Annotated in this window: 16 protein-coding genes; 9 read left to right on the top strand and 7 right to left on the bottom strand. The window is 67.0% G+C overall.

Annotated features, from left to right (window positions below):
- Nucleotides 1–3: 3 nt before the first annotated feature.
- Complete coding sequence (bioD, locus tag IY145_RS17050) at nucleotides 4–639, bottom strand: dethiobiotin synthase (RefSeq protein WP_196409308.1); 636 nt, start codon at nucleotides 637–639, stop codon at nucleotides 4–6.
- Entirely contained in the window at nucleotides 636–1766 is a 1131-nt protein-coding gene (locus tag IY145_RS17045) for an 8-amino-7-oxononanoate synthase (RefSeq protein WP_196410590.1), read from the bottom strand. Before IY145_RS17045 ends, bioD begins: the two co-directional genes overlap by 4 nt.
- 190 nt (nucleotides 1767–1956) lie before the next feature.
- Between IY145_RS17045 and IY145_RS17040 the strand changes: the two genes are divergently transcribed.
- From IY145_RS17040 to IY145_RS17030, 3 genes are read left to right on the top strand one after another with little or no spacing between them, the layout of a single operon-like run.
- Nucleotides 1957–2442, top strand: a complete 486-nt coding sequence (locus tag IY145_RS17040; RefSeq protein ID WP_196409307.1) for an isoprenylcysteine carboxylmethyltransferase family protein — start codon at nucleotides 1957–1959, stop codon at nucleotides 2440–2442.
- Between the two features lie 27 nt (nucleotides 2443–2469).
- The gene (locus tag IY145_RS17035; protein ID WP_246722077.1) at nucleotides 2470–5289 is read left to right on the top strand and encodes a heavy metal translocating P-type ATPase; all 2820 of its coding nucleotides are present in this window, start codon (nucleotides 2470–2472) and stop codon (nucleotides 5287–5289) included.
- A 13-nt stretch (nucleotides 5290–5302) separates the two neighbouring features.
- Entirely contained in the window at nucleotides 5303–6169 is an 867-nt protein-coding gene (locus IY145_RS17030; protein WP_196409306.1) for an NAD(P)-dependent oxidoreductase, read from the top strand.
- A 10-nt stretch (nucleotides 6170–6179) separates the two neighbouring features.
- Here the strand turns inward: IY145_RS17030 and IY145_RS17025 are convergent, their stop codons facing one another.
- Nucleotides 6180–7022, bottom strand: coding sequence for a nickel/cobalt efflux transporter (locus tag IY145_RS17025; protein ID WP_196409305.1), 843 nt, complete (start codon nucleotides 7020–7022; stop codon nucleotides 6180–6182).
- Between the two features lie 170 nt (nucleotides 7023–7192).
- On the opposite strand from IY145_RS17025, the gene IY145_RS17020 reads away from it, so the two are divergent.
- From IY145_RS17020 to IY145_RS17000, 5 genes are all read left to right on the top strand, one after another.
- A complete protein-coding gene (locus IY145_RS17020) occupies nucleotides 7193–8848 on the top strand; it encodes a CHAD domain-containing protein (protein WP_246722076.1) in 1656 nt (551 codons plus the stop codon).
- 25 nt (nucleotides 8849–8873) lie between these two features.
- Nucleotides 8874–10061, top strand: a complete 1188-nt coding sequence (locus tag IY145_RS17015; protein WP_196409304.1) for a glycosyltransferase family 4 protein — start codon at nucleotides 8874–8876, stop codon at nucleotides 10059–10061.
- Nucleotides 10015–12318, top strand: coding sequence for an amylo-alpha-1,6-glucosidase (locus tag IY145_RS17010; RefSeq protein ID WP_196409303.1), 2304 nt, complete (start codon nucleotides 10015–10017; stop codon nucleotides 12316–12318). The genes IY145_RS17015 and IY145_RS17010 overlap by 47 nt, the downstream gene beginning before the upstream one ends.
- Before the next feature lie 102 nt (nucleotides 12319–12420).
- Nucleotides 12421–12816 carry a PRC-barrel domain-containing protein gene (locus tag IY145_RS17005; RefSeq protein WP_196409302.1) on the top strand — a complete coding sequence of 132 codons (396 nt, stop codon included), beginning with the start codon at nucleotides 12421–12423 and terminating at the stop codon, nucleotides 12814–12816.
- Between the two features lie 115 nt (nucleotides 12817–12931).
- Complete coding sequence (locus IY145_RS17000) at nucleotides 12932–13219, top strand: hypothetical protein (RefSeq protein WP_196409301.1); 288 nt, start codon at nucleotides 12932–12934, stop codon at nucleotides 13217–13219.
- Here the strand turns inward: IY145_RS17000 and IY145_RS16995 are convergent.
- A complete protein-coding gene (locus IY145_RS16995; protein WP_196409300.1) occupies nucleotides 13195–14808 on the bottom strand; it encodes an FAD-dependent oxidoreductase in 1614 nt (537 codons plus the stop codon). The two genes, IY145_RS17000 and IY145_RS16995, sit on opposite strands and share 25 nt — an antisense overlap.
- Nucleotides 14809–14945: 137 nt before the next feature.
- On the opposite strand from IY145_RS16995, the gene IY145_RS16990 reads away from it, so the two are divergent.
- Nucleotides 14946–16976 (top strand): thioredoxin domain-containing protein, encoded by a 2031-nt coding sequence (locus IY145_RS16990; protein WP_196409299.1) that lies wholly within the window; start codon nucleotides 14946–14948, stop codon nucleotides 16974–16976.
- 56 nt (nucleotides 16977–17032) lie between these two features.
- Here IY145_RS16990 and IY145_RS16985 read toward each other — a convergent pair whose 3' ends face one another.
- From IY145_RS16985 to IY145_RS16975, 3 genes are read right to left on the bottom strand one after another with little or no spacing between them, the layout of a single operon-like run.
- Nucleotides 17033–17680, bottom strand: coding sequence for a 4'-phosphopantetheinyl transferase superfamily protein (locus IY145_RS16985; RefSeq protein WP_196409298.1), 648 nt, complete (start codon nucleotides 17678–17680; stop codon nucleotides 17033–17035).
- Nucleotides 17677–18933: a DUF2325 domain-containing protein gene (locus IY145_RS16980; protein ID WP_196409297.1), complete on the bottom strand. Its 1257-nt coding sequence runs from the start codon at nucleotides 18931–18933 to the stop codon at nucleotides 17677–17679. Before IY145_RS16980 ends, IY145_RS16985 begins: the two co-directional genes overlap by 4 nt.
- Nucleotides 18930–19277: an antibiotic biosynthesis monooxygenase gene (locus IY145_RS16975; RefSeq protein WP_196409296.1), complete on the bottom strand. Its 348-nt coding sequence runs from the start codon at nucleotides 19275–19277 to the stop codon at nucleotides 18930–18932. The genes IY145_RS16980 and IY145_RS16975 overlap by 4 nt, the downstream gene beginning before the upstream one ends.
- Nucleotides 19278–19360 lie beyond the last annotated feature (83 nt).

Below are 19360 nucleotides of genomic sequence, written 5' to 3'. Positions count from 1 at the left end.
GCGTCATTGCGACGACGCCTCGTCGAAATCGGCGCGGCGAAAATGCGCCGCGAAAGTCGCCGCCAAATTCTCGGCCGTGAGCGGTGAGACGAAGGGCAGACGGCCGAGAGCGCGCGCGCCGGACATTTTGACGATTACTCGCTGCGTATCCTCATTCTCCTCGCCGATGAAGACGAGGCCGTAAATCGGAATCCCGTGACGACGCAACGCCTCCAGCGACAACAGACTGTGATTGATCGTCCCGAGCGTGGTGCGCGCGCAGAGAATGACGGGAAGCCGCCAGCGCGCGAGAACATCGATCGTCGAAACCTCTTCCGTCAGCGGCGTCATCACACCGCCGGCCGTCTCGACGACGAGCGGCGCGAGATCTGGCGGAGCGAGGCGATCCACATCGATCGTGACGCCGTCGAGACGCGCGGCGAGATGGGGAGACGCCGGCGTCGTCAGACGATAGGCCTCGGGCAAAAGCCTCTCGGCGGCGAGGCCCGAGAGCCGCGCGAGCGTCATCGTGTCCGCCTCGCCCTCGAGGCCCGATTGCACGGGCTTCCAATAATAGGCGCCGAGCGCGCCGGCGAGCGCGGCGGAAAACACCGTCTTGCCGACATTGGTGTCGGTTCCGACGATGACAAAACGCGTCATGTCGGCAGTCTCGAGAGCTCATGCGCGAGATCGTCGATCATCGCGGAAATTTGCGTCTCGCTCACATGAAGAGTGAGCGAGATGCGCAGCCGCGCCGTGCCCTCCGCCACAGTGGGCGGGCGGATCGCGCGAATGTCGTAGCCGAGCGCCTGCATCGCCGCGGCCAACGCCAGCGCGCGGGCGTTGGAGCCGACGACGATTGGCGCGATCTGCGATTTCGGCGGCGCGAGTCCGACAGCCTGCAGCTCGCGCGCGGCGACGGCGAGGCGTGAGCGCAGCGCGGCGCGGCGTCCTTCCGCCTGCTCCACGATCGGCAGCGCGGCGCGCACGCAAGCGGCGACGAGCGGCGACGGCGCCGTCGCGAAGATGAACTGGCGGCAGCGGTTGATCAGAAATTCGCGCAACACCGCGGGCAGCAGCACGAGGCCCCCGAACACGCCGAGCGCCTTGCCGCATGTGTGCAGGGTGACGACATTGTCCCGACCCTCGAGAGCGGCGGCGAGCCCGCGCCCGGCGGGGCCATAGACGCCCGTCGCATGCGCCTCGTCGATGAGCAGAAATGCGTCGTGGCGCGCGGCGATCTCGGCGAGAGACTCGAGCGGCGCGAAATCCCCATCCATGCTGTAGAGACTCTCGACGACGATCCAGGGCCGGCCCGTCCCGCCGCTGCGGCGCCATGCGGCGATCTCGTCCTCGAAGGCGTCGGCGTCATTGTGCAGAGCGGCGACGGTCTCCGCGCGCGAGAGGCGCATGCCCTCATGCGCGCTGGCATGCACGAGCGAATCATGGACGATGAGGTCGCCGCGCTGCGGCAGCGTGGCGAGCAACGCCTCATTGGCGGAAAAGCCCGCGCCGAAATAGAGCGCGCTCTCGGCATGGAAGAAGGCCGCCGCCTCGCGCTCCAACGCCGCATGCTCCTCATGGTCGCCCCGCAGCAGGCGCGAGCCGCCGGCGCCGATGGGAACGCCGCGCGCGAGCGCCGCCGCGGCGGCTTCGCGATATTCCGGCGACTCGGCGAGAGCGAGAAAATCATTGGAGGTGAAGTCGAGGCCACGGCGCGGCGTGAGCGCGCGCAGCCGATCCTGCGCGGCAAGGCGCGCGAGGTCCGCCGCATAGACGTCGAGGATGCCGCCCCCGCGGTGATCTGTCGTCACGAAACCCTTTCCGAACGGCGTCCCCCGATGCGCCGAAGCGGCGGTTACATAGCCGGCCGGCGGCGGGACGGCAAGAAAAGCCGCCGCGCCCGCTTTTCTTCGACGCGCGGCTTGAAATTCCACGCGGCCAACGCGATCTGAGCAGAAACGAGAGGACGCGCCCATGCCCGTGAACGCCAGCGAAGCCGAGGCCGATCCGCCGTCCCGGATCGCATGGCCGCCGCGGCTCGTCGTCGTGGTGGTCGCCCTCGGCGCGCTGCTCGACGCGGTTCTCCCGCTCTATGACGGCCACTGGCCGACGAGCGCACGCGTCGCGGGTGGCCTCATCGTCGCGCTGGCGCTCGCAAACGACATCTGGTGCGCGCTGCTGATGCGGCGCCAGGGCACGACGATGCGGCCCGATCGCGCCGTGTCGAGCCTCGTCATCGCGGGCCCGTTCCGCTGGTCGCGCAACCCCATTTATGTGTCGCATGTGGCTCTGGTCGCGGGCCTCGGCCTCGCTTTCGGATCGGTTTGGATGATCCTGCTGACGCCCGCGCTGGCCTTCGGTCTGCAGCGACTCGCCATAGAGCGGGAAGAGCGCCATTTGTCGCAAAAGTTCGGCGCGCAATTCGACGCCTATGTCGCGAGAACCCGCCGTTGGTTGTAGACTGACGCGCGAGAGGAACGAACCGAAATGCCCGACGCCTCGACTCGCGCCGACTTGCCCGCCGCGGGCGATGGAACGCGGCTTTCCTTCGGCGTGCGCGGGATGACTTGCGCCTCCTGCGTGTCGCATGTCGAAAAAGCGCTTCGTGGCGCGCCCGGCGTCCTCTCGGCCTCCATCAATCTCGCGACCGAGCGCGCCGATGTCGCTCTCGCGCCCGGCGCCGATCTCGCGACGCTGGCGAAAGCCGTGAGCGAAGCCGGCTATGAGCCGGCCATGGAGACGATCGAATTCGGCGTCGGCGGCATGACCTGCGCCTCCTGCGTCGCCCATGTCGAAAAGGCGCTGCGCGCCGTGCCCGGCGTGATCGGCGCCGAGGTCAATCTCGCGACCGAACGGGCGCGTGTGCGCGCGCTCGGCGGCGGCGAGATCGGCGGAGCTCTGCGCCGCGCGGTCGTGGAGGCCGGCTACGAAGCGCGCGAAATCGAGAGCGGGAGCAAAGCCGCCGATCGCGAGAAGGACGCGCGCGAGCGAGAGGCCGCGTCGCTGCGCGAGCGCTTGCTCGTCGCCGCGGCGCTGAGCGCGCCGGTCGTCTTCCTCGAGATGGGCGCCCATATGATTCCGGGCCTCGGCGATTGGCTCATGGCCAATATCGGCCATGAGACGGCGCGCTATCTCTCCTTCGCGCTGGCGACGCTGGTTCTCGCTTGGCCGGGCCGCCCCTTCTACGAGAAGGGTTTTCCTTCGCTCTGGCGCGGCCATCCGGATATGAATTCGCTCGTCGCCATCGGCACGATGAGCGCCTATCTCTACTCGGTCGTCGCAACTTTCGCGCCCGGCCTGCTGCCGCATGGCGCAGCCAATGTCTACTACGAATCCGCTGTCGTCATCGTGACGCTGATCCTCTTCGGCCGCACGCTGGAGGCGCGCGCCAAAGGCCGCACTTCCGAGGCGATCCGCGCGCTCGCCGCGCTGGCGCCCAAGACCGCGCGCGTGCTGCGCGGCGCAGAACAGATCGAGCTGCCGATCGACGATGTCGTCGTCGGCGATCTCGTGAACGTGCGGCCGGGCGAGCGCGTCGCGACCGATGGCGTCGTCGTCGACGGCGCCTCTCATGTCGACGAATCCATGATCACCGGCGAGCCCGCGCCCGTGGGCAAGCGCAAGGGCTCGGAGGTCACCGGCGCGACGGTCAACACGACCGGCGCCTTCACCTTCCGCGCGACGCGCGTCGGCGCGGACACTGTGCTCGCCGGCGTCATTCGCATGGTGGAGCAGGCGCAGGGCGCCAAGCTGCCGATTCAGGCGCTCGTCGATCGCGTGACCGGTGTCTTCGTCCCCGCGGTTCTGGCCATCGCCTTTCTCACTTTCGTCATTTGGCTCGCCTTCGGGCCGCAGCGCGACGCCTCTTATGCGCTGGTGGCGGCGGTTGCCGTGCTGATCATCGCCTGCCCCTGCGCCATGGGCCTCGCCACGCCCGCCGCCATCATGACTGGCACCGGACGCGCCGCCGAGCTCGGCATTTTGTTCCGCAAGGGCGAGGCGCTGCAGAGCCTGCGCGATGTGACGCTGATCGCCTTCGACAAGACCGGCACGCTCACGCGCGGCAAGCCAGAGCTCACCGATCTCGAGGCCGCGCCCGGCTTCGAGGCCAATGAGGCGCTGCGGCTCGCCGCCAGCGTCGAGGCGCGCTCGGAGCATCCGATCGCCGGCGCTCTGGTCGCCGCGGCGAGAGCGCGCGGCCTCGCCATCGTGGAGACGCGGGATTTTTCGGCGACGCCCGGAATGGGCGTCGAGGCGAAGGCCGATGGACGAAAGATCGCCGTCGGCGCCGCCCGCTTCATGGAGACGCTCGGCCTCGATGTCGGCTCTTTCGAGACTGTCGCGGCGCGGCTGGCGGCGGAGGGCAAGACGCCGCTCTATGTCGCGATCGACGGGCGGCTCGCCGCCATTCTCTGCGTCGCGGACGCGCTCGAGGAGACGAGCGTCGCCGCCGTCGCGGCTCTGCATGCCCAAGGCGTGGCGACGGCGATGATCACCGGCGACGACGAGCGCACTGCCCGCGCCATAGCGGCGAAGCTCGGCATAGACGAGGTCGTCGCCGGCGTGCTGCCGGAGGGCAAGGTCGCCGCGCTCCAACGCCTGCGCGACGGCCGCAAGATCGCTTTTGTCGGCGACGGCGTGAATGACGCGCCGGCGCTCGCCGCCGCCGATGTCGGCATCGCGATCGGCACGGGGACGGACATAGCGATCGAGGCCGCCGACGTCGTGCTGATGTCCGGCCATGTCTCCAAAGTGCCGGCCGCTCTCGCTTTGTCGCGCGCGACCATGCGCAATATCGCGCAGAATCTCTTCTGGGCCTTCGGCTATAATGTGATTCTGATTCCCGTCGCGGCGGGCGCGCTCTATCCGGTGAATGGAATGCTGCTCTCGCCCATGCTGGGCGCCGGCGCCATGGCCTTTTCCAGCGTCTTCGTGCTGACGAATGCGCTGAGGCTGAGGCGCTTCCGGCCGCCGGTGGAGGCGAGCGCGACGCCGATGAAGCTCGAGGAGAGCGAGCCGGTAGACTCGCGATCCGAGGACGCCATGGATCGCGAGCCTACCGGCTCGCTCTCACCCGCGACCATAGAGGAGGAAGCACAGATGACGACGACCTTCGACGTGCAGGAAATGTCTTGCGGCAAATGCGTGAAGCATGTGACCGAAGCGGTGCAGAAGGCCGAGCCGCAGGCACAGGTAAAGATCGATCTCGCCACCGGCAAGGTCGAGGTCTCGCCCTCGCCCAAGGATCCGGAAGGCCTCGCCAAGATCATCACCGACGCCGGCTATCCGGCGCGCGTCGCAGCCTGACGAGGCAAAGCAGATGGCGGGATCGCTCTTCGGTAAGACGCTGTTCATCACCGGCGCGAGCCGCGGCATCGGCCTCGCCATAGCGGAGCGCGCCGCGCGCGACGGAGCCAATGTGGCGATCGTCGCCAAGAGCGTCTCGGAACATCCAAAGCTGCCGGGGACGATCTACACCGCCGCTGCGGCGATCGAGAAAGCGGGCGGTCGGGCGCTCGCTCTGCCCTGCGACATTCGCTTCGACGCGCAAGTGGAAGAAGCCTTCGACAAAACGGCGGCGATCTTCGGCGGCGTCGATATACTCGTCAATAATGCGAGCGCGATCGATCTGCGCGGCGTCGAAGCCATAGAGATGAAGCGCTTCGATCTGATGCATCAGATCAATGCGCGCGGAAGCTTTCTCTGCGCGAAGCTCGCTCTGCCCTATCTGAAGAAATCCGACAATCCGCACATCCTCGCTTTGTCGCCGCCGCTCGACATGAACCCGCGCTGGTTTTCGCCCAATCTCGCCTATACGATGGCGAAATATGGCATGAGCCTCGTCACGCTCGGCCTCGCGCGCGAATTGGCGGGGAAAGTCGCGGTGAATTCGCTCTGGCCGGAGACGGCGATCGCCACCGCCGCGGTCGGCAATCTCCTCGGCGGCGAGGCCGTGCTGCGCCGCGCGCGCAAGCCGGAAATCGTCGCCGACGCCGCCCATGCGATTTTGACGCGCGACGCGCGCGCCTGCACGGGCAATTTCTTCATCGACGTGAATGTGCTGATGCAAGAGGGCGTCACGGATTTCGTTCCCTATGCGGTCGATCCCAGCGTTCCGGCGATATTGGATTTCTTCCTCGACGCGCCGGTCACCGCCGGCGTGCAGAAAATCCCCTTCGGCGGCTGAAGGCGCACGCTCAGGCGAGCGCCGAAAAACCGGAATAGAGCGTGTAGAGCCCGACGAGAGAGATCAGCGCGCCGGAGAGATAGGGCGCCTTGCCGGCGATCGCCTCGAAGCCGGACCAGTGGTTCGAGGCGTGGCGCACGCCGAGCGCGGCCGCGACGCCGACGGCGACCATGGTCAGCGCGAGGCCGACGCTGAAGCACAGAACGAGCGCGGCGCCGAGCGACAATTGGCCGAGCTGCAGACACAGCAGCAGCACGGTGATCGAGGCCGGACAGGGAATGAGGCCACCCGTCAGGCCGAACAGAATGATCTGCCCCGTCGTCACATGGCCGGAGGCGAAGCGCCGCTGAATGTCCTCGGCATGGGCGCGCTCATGCGCGTCCATCGTCTCTTCGTCGAGCGCGATCGAAGACGTCTCCGCCGCCAAATGGTCATGCGCGTGGTCATGCACATGGTCGTGGTCATGTGGGTGATCGTGCGAATGGTCGTGACGATGGTCGCGCGGCCGATGGTCACGCCAGTTGCGCCATGTCATCCAGGCCGCGACGGCGAGGATCAGCGCGCCGGAGGCGATCTGCAGATAGGGCTCGTTCGCCTCGGCGTTCCAATGGGCGCCGAAATAGAGCCCGGCGAGCGCCACGATCCAGACGATCGCCGTATGGGAGATCGTCGCCGAAAGGCCCAGCAGAATCGCCTGCCCGACCGTGCCGCGCACGGCGACGATGAAGGCCGCCATCATCGTCTTGGAATGGCCGGGCTCGAGACCATGCAGCGCGCCGAGCGCCACCGCCGTCGGCGCGAACAGCCAGGCGCTGGACGCGCCCTCCCGAAACAAGTCCGCGATGTTCGCCATACGACCTCAATTCTCCGCCCGAGGCATATACTGAGATTTCACCCGCCAGTTAAGACCCTTCCGGCTGCGCCGGCCCTTTTGCCGCGGTAAGGATGAATAGAGAATCGCCCTTCCCGCGATATCTAATCTTTCGGGCCTCCCCTTGACCGGCTGGCCCGGAGAGCCGAAACTTGCCGCGTCGTCCCCGAAAACCTGTTGGTTTCATCGTCATGGATCGCCTTCTCGCGTCGAGCGCATCCGCCCAGCAGGCGGCGCGCAGCGCCCTGCGGAGCAGGCGGAGCGGCGAAGGTCCGCGCATCCGTTTCGGAACCGATCGCGCCGGCATGACCGCCGCCGCGCGCTGCGAGAGCCTCACCGTCGGCGCCGTCTCCCGGCCGACGCGGCGCATCCGCTCGGTCATCTTCGACACCGCCGTCGACGACCTCGGCAAGCAGAATATCGTGCTGCGCGGCTATGAGATGCACGGCGCCGCTTTCGTCGAGCTGAGCTGGGCCCGACCCGTCACGCCCGGCGGCGCGCGAGGCTCGATCGAATTGCGCGTGCCGACGCTCGAGGTCGGCAAAATGCTCGGCTTTTCGGAGCCTTTGCGCCGGTCCATCGCGGGCCGGCCGCTGGAGGCGCGCAGCGTCGCCGAGACCGAGCGGCGGGAGCGCGTGCTCGAGCGCGCCCAAACGCGCATCGCCGTCTGCTTCGACGATGGCTTCGTCGAATGCGGCGGGCGGCGCTCCAATTTTCACGAGATCGAGCTGCAGCTCCTCGAGGGGGCGGAAGAAGAGCTGTGGAGCGTCGCCGCCGAGCTCGCGCCGCGCGCGAAGGCGCGCCTTCTGCCCATGAGCGAGGCGGAGCTGGCTCTCGCCCGCGCGACCGGCGCCGGGATCGCGCCGGTGAAGGGCCGCCGACCGAAGCTCGCCCCGGATGCGTCGCTCGACGAGGCGATCGTCGCGACTCTGTCCGCCTGTCTCGATCAATTCGTGGCCAATTGGCCGGCGCTTCAATGTCTCGCGCCCGAGGAAGCCATTCACCAGATGCGCGTGGCGCTGCGACGCTTGCGCGCCGGAGTCGGACTGCTGCGCCGGGGCGTGGCGAGCCAAGCGCTGGAGACGGCCTCCGCCCGCGCGCGAGACATTTCGGCCACGCTCGGCGCCGCGCGCAATCTGGACGTGCTCGGCGACATGCTGGTCGCCGGCCCGCTCGCGCAGGCGAATGGCGAGCCGAGCTTCTATGCGCTGCTCGACGCGGTCGAGCGGCGGCGCATCGAGGCTCATACGACGGTCGCGGCGCTCGTCGCGGCGCCGCAGACGACGCAATTCGTCATCGATCTGCGCGCCGCTCTGGCCGCGAAGAACTGGCGCCCGCTCCCCGACGAGGCTCACCACCCGGCGCTCGATCCGAGCACGCCCGGCTCGGCGAAGGAATTCGCCGTGCGTTCGCTCGATCGCCTGCATCGCCGCGCGATGAAGAAGAGCCGCGACCTCGCTTCGCTCACACCGGAGCAGCGCCACGACGCGCGCATCGCCTTCAAGAAGGCGCGCTACGCCGCGGAATTCTTCGAATCTCTGTTCGACGCGCAGGGAAAGGCGCGCCGCTACCTGCGGCGGACGTCCGCGCTGCAGGACAAGCTCGGCGCCTTCAACGACCTGACCGTCGCGGCCGAGCTGCTGCGCGAATTCGGCGATGCCGAGGCCGATCTCGCGCCGGCGAGCGGCTTCGCCATAGGCTGGTGCGCCCATGCGCGCGAGGGCGCGGCCGTCGATTGGAAAAAGACCGAAAAGTCTTTGAAGACGCTCGAAGCCTTCTGGCGCCGAGGCGCGCGCGAGGAACCATGACGCTCGCAGAGCGTTGACTCGCCAAATGAACACGATGCCGCCACAATGGCGCGACGCGATCGAATGGACGCGGTCGCCGCCTCTCAAAATCGCGCAGATCGCGCCACTGATCGAAAGCGTGCCGCCGCGGCTCTATGGCGGAACGGAGCGCATCGTCTCCTTTCTCACCGAGGAGCTCGTGGCGCAGGGGCACGAGGTCACTTTGTTCGCGAGCGGAGGCTCGGTCACCTCGGCGCGGCACGTCTGCTGCAGCGATCTGCCGCTCCGCCAAAAGGGCGCTCCCGATCCGACGCCGCATTATCTGCTCATGCTCGATCGCGCGCGGCGCATGGCCTCGCAATTCGACATATTGCACTTCCACGTCGATCAGCTTCATTTCCCGCTGTTTCGCGACATAGCCGCGCATACGCTGACGACGCTCCACGGGCGCCAGGATCTCCCGGATATAGAGCGCTTCTACGCCGGCTTTCCCGAAATGCCGCTCGTCTCGATTTCGGATTCGCAGCGCGTGGCGGTTCCGCACGCCAATTTCGCAGGAACCGTGCTGAACGGCCTGCCGCTCGATCTCTTCGCGCCGACGCTTCGTCCAAGCGGCGATTATCTCGCCTTTCTCGGCCGCGTCTCGCCGGAGAAGGGCCTCGACCATGCGATCGCCATCGCCCGCGCCGTCGGCCTGCCGCTCAAGATCGCGGCCAAGGTCGACCTGCCGGACCAAGCCTATTTTCACGAGACGATCGAGCCGCTGCTCTCGCTTCCCGGCGTCGAATTCGTCGGCGAGATCGGCGATCGCCGCAAGAACGGCTTTCTCGGCGACGCGCGCGCGCTGCTGTTTCCGATCGATTGGCCGGAGCCCTTCGGCCTCGTCATGATCGAGGCCATGGCTTGCGGCACGCCCGTGCTCGCCTTTCGTCGCGGCTCCGCGCCGGAGATCGTCGAGGAGGGCGTGACCGGCTGCCTCGTCGACAGCGTCGAGGAGGCGATATCGCGCCTCGCTCATGTGCTCTCGCTCGACCGCGCCAAGGTCCGGCGGCGCTTCGAAACGCGCTTTTCCGCCGCGCGCATGGCGAAGGAATATGTCGCGATCTACCGCCGGCTGTTGCGCGCGCCGGCGCCGGCGGAGCTACGCGCATGTCCCATTGTCGTTCCGCCGACCTATTTCAACATGCATGTCGAGGACCAGATCGAACCGGACAACTCATATCCCACGCCCTAGCCCGAGCGACGGGGCGCGAGCCGCGCAGAACGCCGACGCGCCGCCAGACGCGGGCGCCGACGCGTTGCAGACGCATGAGCTGCAATTCTATATTCCGGCTACGGGGCCGCCGTCCCGGCCGCGTCGCACGCTCAAGCACGACGACACATTCGCCGTCTTCGACAGCCATGGCGACATAGGCGCGACGGCGGGCGGGCCGGACGGGCTGTTCGACCATGACACGCGCTATCTCTCGCATCTCGAGCTGCTCATCGAAGGCGCGCAGCCGCTGCTGCTCGACTCCGCCATACGCGACGACAATCTGAGCTTTTATGTCGATCTCACCAATCCAGACATTTTTCGCGACGAGAAGATCGCTCTGCTGAAAGACTCCGTCTATGTCTCGCGCACGCTGTATCTCAAGGACGGCTCGCTGCGCGAGCGGCTGGAAATCTCCAATCAGAGCGCAGAGGAGGTTCGGCTCAATCTGTCGATCGGCTTCGGCAATGATTTCGCCGATATATTCGAGGTGCGCGGCGTGCGGCGCGCGCGGCGCGGACGCGCCTGGGCGCAAGTGCTCGCGGCCGGCGCCGTCGCGCTCTATTATCGCGGACTCGACGGCGTGCTGCGCGAGACGGCGCTCTCCTTCGAGCCCGATCCGTCGCTGCTCGTCGATAGTGTCGCGACCTATTCGCTGCGGCTCGCGCCGCGCCAGGCGCAGACCATCTTCCTCACCGCGGCCAGCCGCGGGCGCCTGCCCAAATCGACGCAATCCTTCTTCAACGGCCTCACCGGCCTGCATCGCGAGCTGAAAGCCGCCGCGGGCCAGAGCGCGCGCGTCGAAACCTCCGATCCGACGCTCAATCAGATTCTCTGGCGTTCGACGGCGGATGTGCGAATGCTGCTCACCAAGACGCCGGAAGGCCCCTACCCCTATGCCGGCATCCCCTGGTATTCGACGACATTCGGGCGCGACGGCATCATCACCGCATTGCAAATGTTGTGGTTCGACCCTTCCATCGCCGTCGGCGTGCTGAAGCGGCTCGCCGCGCATCAGGCGACCGGATTCGATGCGCGCGCGGATGCGGAGCCGGGCAAGATCCTGCATGAAATGCGCGGCGGCGAGATGGCGACGCTCGGCGAAGTGCCTTTCGGCCTCTACTACGGAACCGTCGACGCGACTCCACTCTTCGTCGTTCTCGCCGGCTATTACGCCCGCCGCACCGGCGATTACGGACTCGTCTCCGAGCTCTGGCCGGCGATCGAACGCGCGCTCGCCTGGATCGACGGGCCCGGCGATCCGGACGGCGACGGTTTCATCGAATATGCGCGCCATACGGAAAAGGGCCTCAGCAATCAGGGCTGGAAGGATTCTCACGATTCCGTTTTCCACGCCGACGGGCGTCTCGCGGAAGGGCCGATCGCGCTCGTCGAGGCGCAGGCCTATGTCTATGCCGCGCGGCGCCTCGCCGCCCATTGCGCGCGCGTGCTCGGCTTCCACGATCGCGCGACCGAGCTCGCGCGCGCCGCCGAGACTTTGCGCGAACGTTTCGAGGCGGCCTTCTGGTGCGAGGAGATCGGCACTTATGCGCTGGCGCTCGACGGCGACAAGAAGCAATGCAAAGTGCGCACGAGCAATGCGGGACATGCGCTCTATTCGGGCATAGCGCTGCCGGATCGCGCGCAGCGCGTCGCGGAAGGACTGCTCGACTCGCGGTTTTTTTCCGGCTGGGGCGTCCGCACGGTGGCGCGCGGCGAGAGCCGCTACAATCCCATGTCCTATCACAATGGCTCGATCTGGCCGCATGACAATGCGCTCATCGCTCATGGCTTCGGCCGCTATGGCTTCAAGGACGGCGTGGCCGCCATATTCGACTCGCTGATGCGCGCCGCGAGCTATATGGAGGCGCGCCGAATTCCGGAGCTCTATTGCGGCTTCCGGCGCCGTCACGGGCGCGGCCCGACGCTCTATCCCGCCGCCTGCTCGCCGCAGGCCTGGGCGGCGAGCGCGCCCTTCCTGTTCATTCAGACGATGCTCGGCCTCGAGTTCGACCACAAGGCGCGGCAGATTCGCCTCGTCAATCCGATCGTGCCCGTATCCGCCGGCGAGATCGTCATTCGCGATCTCTCGCTCGGCGAGGCGCGCGTCGACATAGCGCTCCGGCAGGACGCACGCTCGGCGATTTCGCTGAATGTGCTGCGCACGATCGGCGACGTCCAAGTGTCGCTCGTCTTCGATCCGGATGTGCGCGAGCACCCGCTCACGGCGAAAGGCTGAGCCGAGAGAAATCCTGCTCGGAACCCCGCCGCCAGGCCCGCGCCATCACGGAACCTTTCTCCGGGCGCGGCGTTGCTCGGGGACAATCAGGAGGAGCAGAAAATGGCGAGCGCCAATCCGGACTTCAATCTCGTCTCGAGCGAGGACGTGGAAGGCACGACCGTTTTCGATCGGCTCGGCAATGAGCTCGGCGAAATCGATCATCTCATGATCGACAAGGTCTCGGGCCGCGTACGTTACGCCGTGATGAGCTTCGGCGGATTCTTGGGGCTCGGTCACAGCCATTATCCGCTGCCGTGGAATTCGCTCGCCTATGACAATGAGCGCGAAGGCTATGTCGCCGACATCATCGAGCAGCAGCTGCAGGATGCGCCCGAGTTCAGCGACGACAGCTGGAGCGATCGCGATTGGGAGAAGCGCGTCCACGAGCATTATCACGCGCGCCCCTATTGGGACGAGCAGCAGTTCGGCGAGCAACAGCCGCGCCCGCGCGGCTGAGCCACGCTCCTGCGGCTAGCTCGCGGATCGACAGGCTTCGCCGCGATGCGATAGAAATTTCAGATCGCCGATTCGCGTTTATGTCTCGACCCGTTTTTTCAACGGAGATTTGCAGATGACATTTCGACGCTTCGCGGCGGCCGGCCTTACGGTCGCTCTCGCCTGCGCTTCGGCCCCCGCTTTGGCGCAGGCCGATGGATTTTTCGTTCCCGATTGGACGGCGCCGGCAGCGACGCCCGTGCTCACGCCGGGCGTGCTCACCGCTACGCCTTACTCTTATTTCTACCGCTACCCGGCGCCCTATCCTTACGTCTACGCCCGCAACGGCTGTCTCGTGAACGCCCCGGTCTTCGACGGCTGGGGCGCCTTTCTCGGCTATCAGAGACTGCGCGTCGCCTGCTGATCGGCGAGCCGCTTGTCGAGCAATATCTGATTGGCGTCGAGCGAGAACTCCTTCCACGCCGCCGCAATGTCGAGCAGCGTGACGTTGAGATAATCCTTCGACGGCTTGTGCTCGTCGGGGAAATTGGAGAGCGCGCAGGAGGTGCGGTTATAGTCGATGACGCCGTCCAGCAGCTCCTGGATGAAGCCGTCGAACGCCTTTTGCGCCAGAGGCGTCAGATCGGAGCGCCCCTTGTCCACCGCGACCACCGAATGGTCGAAGGGCAGGCCCTCGAGCACGGCGATCGCCTCCTTCAGCACCGCCTCCATCGCGCCGAGCATGGCGCGCTGGGTGATCTGCTCGCGCTGGCCGTTGGAGAGGCCGAAATTCAGCCGCTGCCGATAGCTGGCGAATGTCGGCGCGCGCTTGGCGTTCACCCATTCGCGGAAACGCGCCATGCTCGCTTCATTGAGCGCCTCGCCGGTAGCGCCTTCGCTCGCGCCGGAAATCATGATCGACGTCTCCTTCTGATCGAGAAGGCGCAGCCGGATGCGCTCGGCCGCGACCAGCGCGCCCTCGAGATAGCCGCCGCCCTCGCGCGCCGTCTCGGTACCGCCGAGATAGAGCTTGCCCTCCCAGAACGCCTGCCGCAGCAGCGGATCGCCATAATCGGGATGCTCGGAGGGCGGCGTCAGATCGATCGTCGAGCAGGTAAAGGGCTCGCGCGCCCAATCCTGCACATGCTGCTCGCCATCCTCGACCGACTTGCCGAACAATTGGACGAATTGACTTTCGAGCAGCATGAACATGCCGCCGCTGAACGCTTCCCGCAGTTCCGCGGAAAGCGCGAAGAAGCCGCCGATCGCCGCGCGCTCGCCCGTCGAGTCGCAAGCGTCGAAGATTTCTCCCAGCACCGCCTGCTCATGGGTGGCGAAAGCGTTGCCGGAATGCCCATCCGCGCGCCAGGCGGGGGCGCCGGCAAAGCCGACCACGGCCTTGGCCTGCGCCGCCATCCAGGTCGGCGCGCTGCGCAGGGCGTTGCGGCTCATCGCGTCGAGCTCCGGCTCGAAGGCGAGATGCTCCGCCAGCAGACGCGGCGGAACCGCGAGCACCGCCCGTTTCGCGGTCACGGTCTCGGATTTGCCATCCGTCTCGAAGGTGAGCTCCACATGGTCGCCACGATCGGCGATGGAGCGCAACGCTGCGGAGAGATGGATCGCCTCCGCCGGAACCGTGGCGGCCAGCGCCTCTATGAGCGAGGCCATGCCGCCGGCGAGCCGGCGCGCGCCGGAATGGAGATTGGGCGTCATGCGGGTCTCGGGCTTTTTATCGCCGAAGGCGAGCAGCAGCGCCGTGCCCGGATCATATTGCGGGAAATCCGCGAGGCCGAGCTCTTTCACCAGCGCGGTGATCATCGGCTGCGTGTCCGGCCAGAACCAGGTCGGCCCGAGATCGACGCGCTGTCCCGAGGCCGTGTCCTCGACCGACAATACGCGGCCGCCGAGCCGCGGACGCGCCTCATAGAGCGCAAAACTCACCCCCGCCGCGGCGAGACCGCGCGCCAGCGCCAAGCCGGAGGCCCCGCCTCCGACAATCACAACGTCCAGCATCGTTCAGCTCCTGAGCCGTCTGGCCTTTTGCGGCAAAGCGACGCAAAGGGCGTGCCGCGGATTTTGTCGCTTTTACGCCCTTTCCGGGCTGGCGCCCGGCATGCAAAGTCGGCGCGGCCTCCGATGGAGAGACGACAGTGACCGACGACCGCAACCGCCTCGGCGAGGAGACGAGCCCCTATCTCCTCCAGCACAAGGACAATCCCGTGCATTGGCGCGCATGGTCGGCGGAGACGCTGGCGCTCGCCAAGGAGAGCGGCAGGCCGATCCTGCTCTCCAGCGGCTACGCCGCCTGCCACTGGTGCCATGTGATGGCCGCCGAGAGCTTCGAGAGCGAGGCGATCGCCGCGCTGATGAACGAGAATTTCGTCAATGTGAAAGTCGATCGCGAGGAGCGGCCGGACATAGACCATCTCTATCAGCAGGCGCTTCAGCTCACCGGGCGGCGCGGCGGCTGGCCGCTGACCATGTTCCTGACGCCGGACGGCGAGCCCTTTTGGGGCGGCACTTATTTCCCGCCCGAGCCGCGCCACGGAATGCCCGGCTTCGGCGATATTCTGAAGGCCGTCTCCGAGCTGTGGCGCGAGAAGCCCGATGTCGTCACGCGCAATGTGACGGCGATCGGCGACGGGCTGAACCGTCTCGCCGAGACCGCCCCGGCCGAGCCCATATCACCCGAACTCGTCGAGACGATCGCCGAGAAGCTCGACGGCTATATCGACTGCGAGCATGGCGGCGTCGGCGGCGCGCCGAAATTCCCGCAGGCGGCGAGCCTCGAGTTCTTATGGCGGGCGTTCGAACGCACCGGCCGCGCCTCCTTCCGCGAGGCGGCGCTGACGACGCTCGACCATATCTGCCAGGGCGGCATCTACGACCATCTCGGCGGCGGCTTCGCGCGCTATTCGACCGACGAGCGCTGGCTCGCGCCGCATTTCGAGAAGATGCTCTACGACAATGGGCAGCTCGTCGATCTGCTGACGCTCGTCTGGCAAGAGGAGCGCAAACCGCTCTACGCCGCGCGCATAGCCGAGACGATCGAATGGGCGCTGCGCGAGATGCGCTTGCCCGAGGGCGTTTTCGCGAGCAGCCTCGACGCCGACAGCGAGCATGAGGAAGGCAAATTCTATGTCTGGACCGCGGCGGAGGTCGACGCCGTCCTCGGTCCGCGCGCTGCGTCCTTTCGCGCCGTCTACGACATTGTGGACGGCGGCAATTGGGAGGGCAAATCCATCCCCAATCGTCTGCGCGGCATGGAGCTGCTTTCCGCGCAAGAAGAGGCGGCGCTCGCGGAGGATCGCGCAAAATTATTGGCGGCGCGCGCGGCGCGCGTGCGTCCGGGCCGTGACGACAAGGCGCTCGCCGATTGGAACGGACTGATGATCGCCGCAATCGCGACGGCCGCGCAAGTCTTCGAGCGGCGCGACTGGCTCGCGGCGGCGACCGCGGCCTTCGACTTCATCGCAGCGCATATGACGACCGCCGACGGCCGTCTGCTGCACTCCTATGGCGCCGGACGCGCCAAACATATGGCCGTGCTCGACGATTACGCCGATCTCGGCCGCGCCGCGCTGGTCCTCCACGAGGCGACGGGCGAGACGCGCTTTCTCGCGCGCTGCCGAGACTGGATCGAGATCGTCGAGACGCATTACCGCGACGAGAGCGCCGGCGGCTATTTCTTCACCGCCGATGACGCCGAAGCGCTGATCCGCCGCTCCAAGATCGCCGAGGACGCTCCTCTGCCCTCCGGCAATGGAACAATGACGCAAGTGCTGGCGCAGCTCTATCATCTGACTGGCGAAGACCGCTATCGCGAGCGCGCCGACGCGATCCTCGCCGCTTTCGCCGGCGTCGTGCGGCGCGGCCTGCTCGGCTATTCGACTCTGCTGAACGGCGCCGAAACTCTGCGCGAGGGATTGCAGATCGTCATCGTCGGCGAGCGCTCCGCGCCCGACACGGCCGCGCTGCTGCGCATAATCCATGGCGCGAGCCTCCCCGGACGCACGCTCGCCATCGTCGCGCCCGGCACCGCCTTCCCGCCTTCGCATCCAGCCGCCGGCAAGTCGCAGATCGACGGCGCAGCCGCAGCCTATGTCTGCCGCGGCGCAAGCTGCTCGCTGCCGATCGTCTCGGCATCGGAACTCGAAGACGCGTTGCGCGCTCGGCGCTAAACCAGTTTCGGGCGAATTCCGATCGCTCGAACGATCCCGTTCGTGCGGAAAGCGCTTTAAGGCGACTTCCAGGCGAGCGCCGCCGCATAGCCCGACGGAGCTTCGAGACGCGCCGCGCGAAGATCGCCCCAATCCGCCTCGGCATGGCGCAATTCATAAAGATCGCCCAGCCCCGGCCAGACGGAGAAGGCCTGCAGCTTCTCCACTATGCCGAGTCCCAACGCTTTCAACGCCGCCTCCTTGGCGGTCCAGCGCGCGAAAAAGCCGGCGGCGTCTATCCCTTCGTGCTCCTCCGCCGTCAGCGCGAGCGACGCGAGTCCGGCGAGATCGGACGTCTCCCTCACCTGTTCTATGTCGACGCCGACCGCCCAACGCTGCGAGATCGCGATGAGAGCGAAATCGCCGGAATGCGAGACATTGAAGGAGACTCCGCCGGCCAGCTCCGGCCTGCCATAGCGTCCGGCCGTAAAGCGCAGCGTCGACGGATCGACGCCGAGCCTCTCGCCGAGCAGCCGACGCAGAGCGGCGCGCGTCGAGATCATGCGCAGCCGATCCTCATGCCGCAGGAAACGCAACGCGCGTTCGCGCTCCTCCGCGGTCAGCACGTCCCAATCGGCGTCGGGCCACGGCGCCTCGAGGTCGAAATCGAGCCGCAAGACCTCTATCCGCCCATCGCCGACATCGGGAGTCCATAATCGCGTCACGCGCTCTCCTCTCGCGCGCCGAGCGTCTCGATCGCCCTCTCGAAAGCCGATGCGCTCGCGCTGCGCAGCGGACAATAGGGAATGCCATGGCTCTCGCACAGGCTCTTCACCGCGCCGACCGCGCGATGGCTGACGCAATCGACCGGGAAAAACACAGCATCGGCGCGCCGCACGAGCTCGCTCAACATGGCGCGACTGTCCTCCATGCCCCCGTCGTGATGGATCAGCGAACCATTGCGGCGCTCGACGAGCCGTTGCAACCGGCAAACGGTGCGCGGTCGCCCGCCCACATAGAGCAGGCAACGCCCGCAGAGATCCGTCTCGATCTCTTCTGCGCGAGCCTCGGCCTCGACTGCGATCTCGGAAGCGAGCGGCGACGGCGGGCCGCGTCGCGGCGGCTCCGTCGCGGCGCAGCGAGCCTCCTTCGCCTTCAGCCTCGCGAGACGCCCCTCGAGACGCGCATGATCCTCGCGCAGATCGGCGTGAGCGAGGCGTAGCGCGTCGAGCTCGCGCAGCGTCTCGTCGCTTCTCTCCCCGGCGCGCAAGGCGCCGATTTCCAGCCGCAGGCTCTCGCATTCGGCAGCGAGCTCGCGCGCATCGCGAAGCTGCTCGCTCATCCGGCCGATCTCGGCGCGCAGCCGCGCCAGCTCGCCATTGCGCTCGGCGATGACATTGGCGAGACGTCGCGCGATTTCGGCCTTCTCGCGTCGCGCCTCGGCGATCTCGCGCGCATCGCCGCGATGCGCTGCGCCACTGATATGCGACATCATGTGAATATCGCCGAAAATCCGCGTCTCGACGCGAGATGTGAGACGCGGATGCGCGATCAGCGCCCAATAGGCGCCGGGAACGACGCCATTGTCGATAGCGGTCTCCCAAAAGTCGAAAAGCTGCTCCTCGCCGTCGAGCGCCTTGGCCTTGCGGAGCAGGCCCTCATATTTCGTGTCCAGATGTTTCTGCACGGCGCGGGAGACGACATTCTCGTCGTGCATTTTCTCGACGAAGAGCCCATGGACCTGATAGTCGTTGTAGCTCGCCTCATTGCCGAGAAAGCCGGTGCGCCGGGCCAGCTTGCGCAATTCCACGATCGTCAGGCATGTGCCGATGATCGAGCAATGCGACGCGCCTATGATCTCCCATATGCGCCGTCGCGCACCCGATTCCCGACGCGCGACGGGCGCGAGCTCGAACCCCTCGCTCGCCATGGCGGATTTCAGCACGCTCAACGAGACGAGAGGCCGCCGCTCGCTCATGGCGTCGCCTCCGCGACGGCGTCGTGACCCGCATTGGTCTGCTCGAGCACGGCGTCGAAACCCTCGAACTCCGGATGGCCGACATAGAGCGGCTTGTTCTTGCCGGCGTCCTTGTGCGAATCGCGAAACTGCTGCGACGTCGTCCAGGCGAGGAAGCTCGCCTTGGTCTCCCACATCGTATGCGAGGCGTAGAGCGTGTGATCCTCGCGCTCCGGCCCGCGCAAGAGGTGGAAGGAGATAAAGCCCTCCATCTCCTCGAGCCGGGTGCGGCGCGACGCCCATATCTGCTCGAACGCCTTTTCCTCTCCCTTGACGACCTTGAAGCGATTCATCGCGATGAACATGTCGAGCTCCTTTTCAGGAGCCGCGCGCGGCGGCTCGGATTGGGGCCATCGTCGCGCGGCGCCGCCTCGCGATCAAGCCCCGC

Source organism: Methylosinus sp. H3A (genome assembly GCF_015709455.1).
In the GTDB taxonomy this organism is placed as follows: domain Bacteria; phylum Pseudomonadota; class Alphaproteobacteria; order Rhizobiales; family Beijerinckiaceae; genus Methylosinus.
The sequence above is the reverse complement of the archived record's forward strand: the minus strand, read 5'-3'. Positions and strand labels throughout refer to the sequence as shown.

What these genes read in the sequence shown, in the direction of transcription:
- bioD (WP_196409308.1), bottom strand. Translation starts at nt 639, where the DNA reads ATGACGCGTTTTGTCATCGTCGGAACCGACACCAATGTCGGCAAGACG.
- IY145_RS17040 (WP_196409307.1), top strand. Translation starts at nt 1,957, where the DNA reads ATGCCCGTGAACGCCAGCGAAGCCGAGGCCGATCCGCCGTCCCGGATC.
- IY145_RS17035 (WP_246722077.1), top strand. Translation starts at nt 2,470, where the DNA reads ATGCCCGACGCCTCGACTCGCGCCGACTTGCCCGCCGCGGGCGATGGA.
- IY145_RS17030 (WP_196409306.1), top strand. Translation starts at nt 5,303, where the DNA reads ATGGCGGGATCGCTCTTCGGTAAGACGCTGTTCATCACCGGCGCGAGC.
- IY145_RS17025 (WP_196409305.1), bottom strand. Translation starts at nt 7,022, where the DNA reads ATGGCGAACATCGCGGACTTGTTTCGGGAGGGCGCGTCCAGCGCCTGG.
- IY145_RS17015 (WP_196409304.1), top strand. Translation starts at nt 8,874, where the DNA reads ATGAACACGATGCCGCCACAATGGCGCGACGCGATCGAATGGACGCGG.
- IY145_RS17010 (WP_196409303.1), top strand. Translation starts at nt 10,015, where the DNA reads ATGTCGAGGACCAGATCGAACCGGACAACTCATATCCCACGCCCTAGC.
- IY145_RS17005 (WP_196409302.1), top strand. Translation starts at nt 12,421, where the DNA reads ATGGCGAGCGCCAATCCGGACTTCAATCTCGTCTCGAGCGAGGACGTG.
- IY145_RS17000 (WP_196409301.1), top strand. Translation starts at nt 12,932, where the DNA reads ATGACATTTCGACGCTTCGCGGCGGCCGGCCTTACGGTCGCTCTCGCC.
- IY145_RS16995 (WP_196409300.1), bottom strand. Translation starts at nt 14,808, where the DNA reads ATGCTGGACGTTGTGATTGTCGGAGGCGGGGCCTCCGGCTTGGCGCTG.
- IY145_RS16980 (WP_196409297.1), bottom strand. Translation starts at nt 18,933, where the DNA reads ATGAGCGAGCGGCGGCCTCTCGTCTCGTTGAGCGTGCTGAAATCCGCC.
- IY145_RS16975 (WP_196409296.1), bottom strand. Translation starts at nt 19,277, where the DNA reads ATGTTCATCGCGATGAATCGCTTCAAGGTCGTCAAGGGAGAGGAAAAG.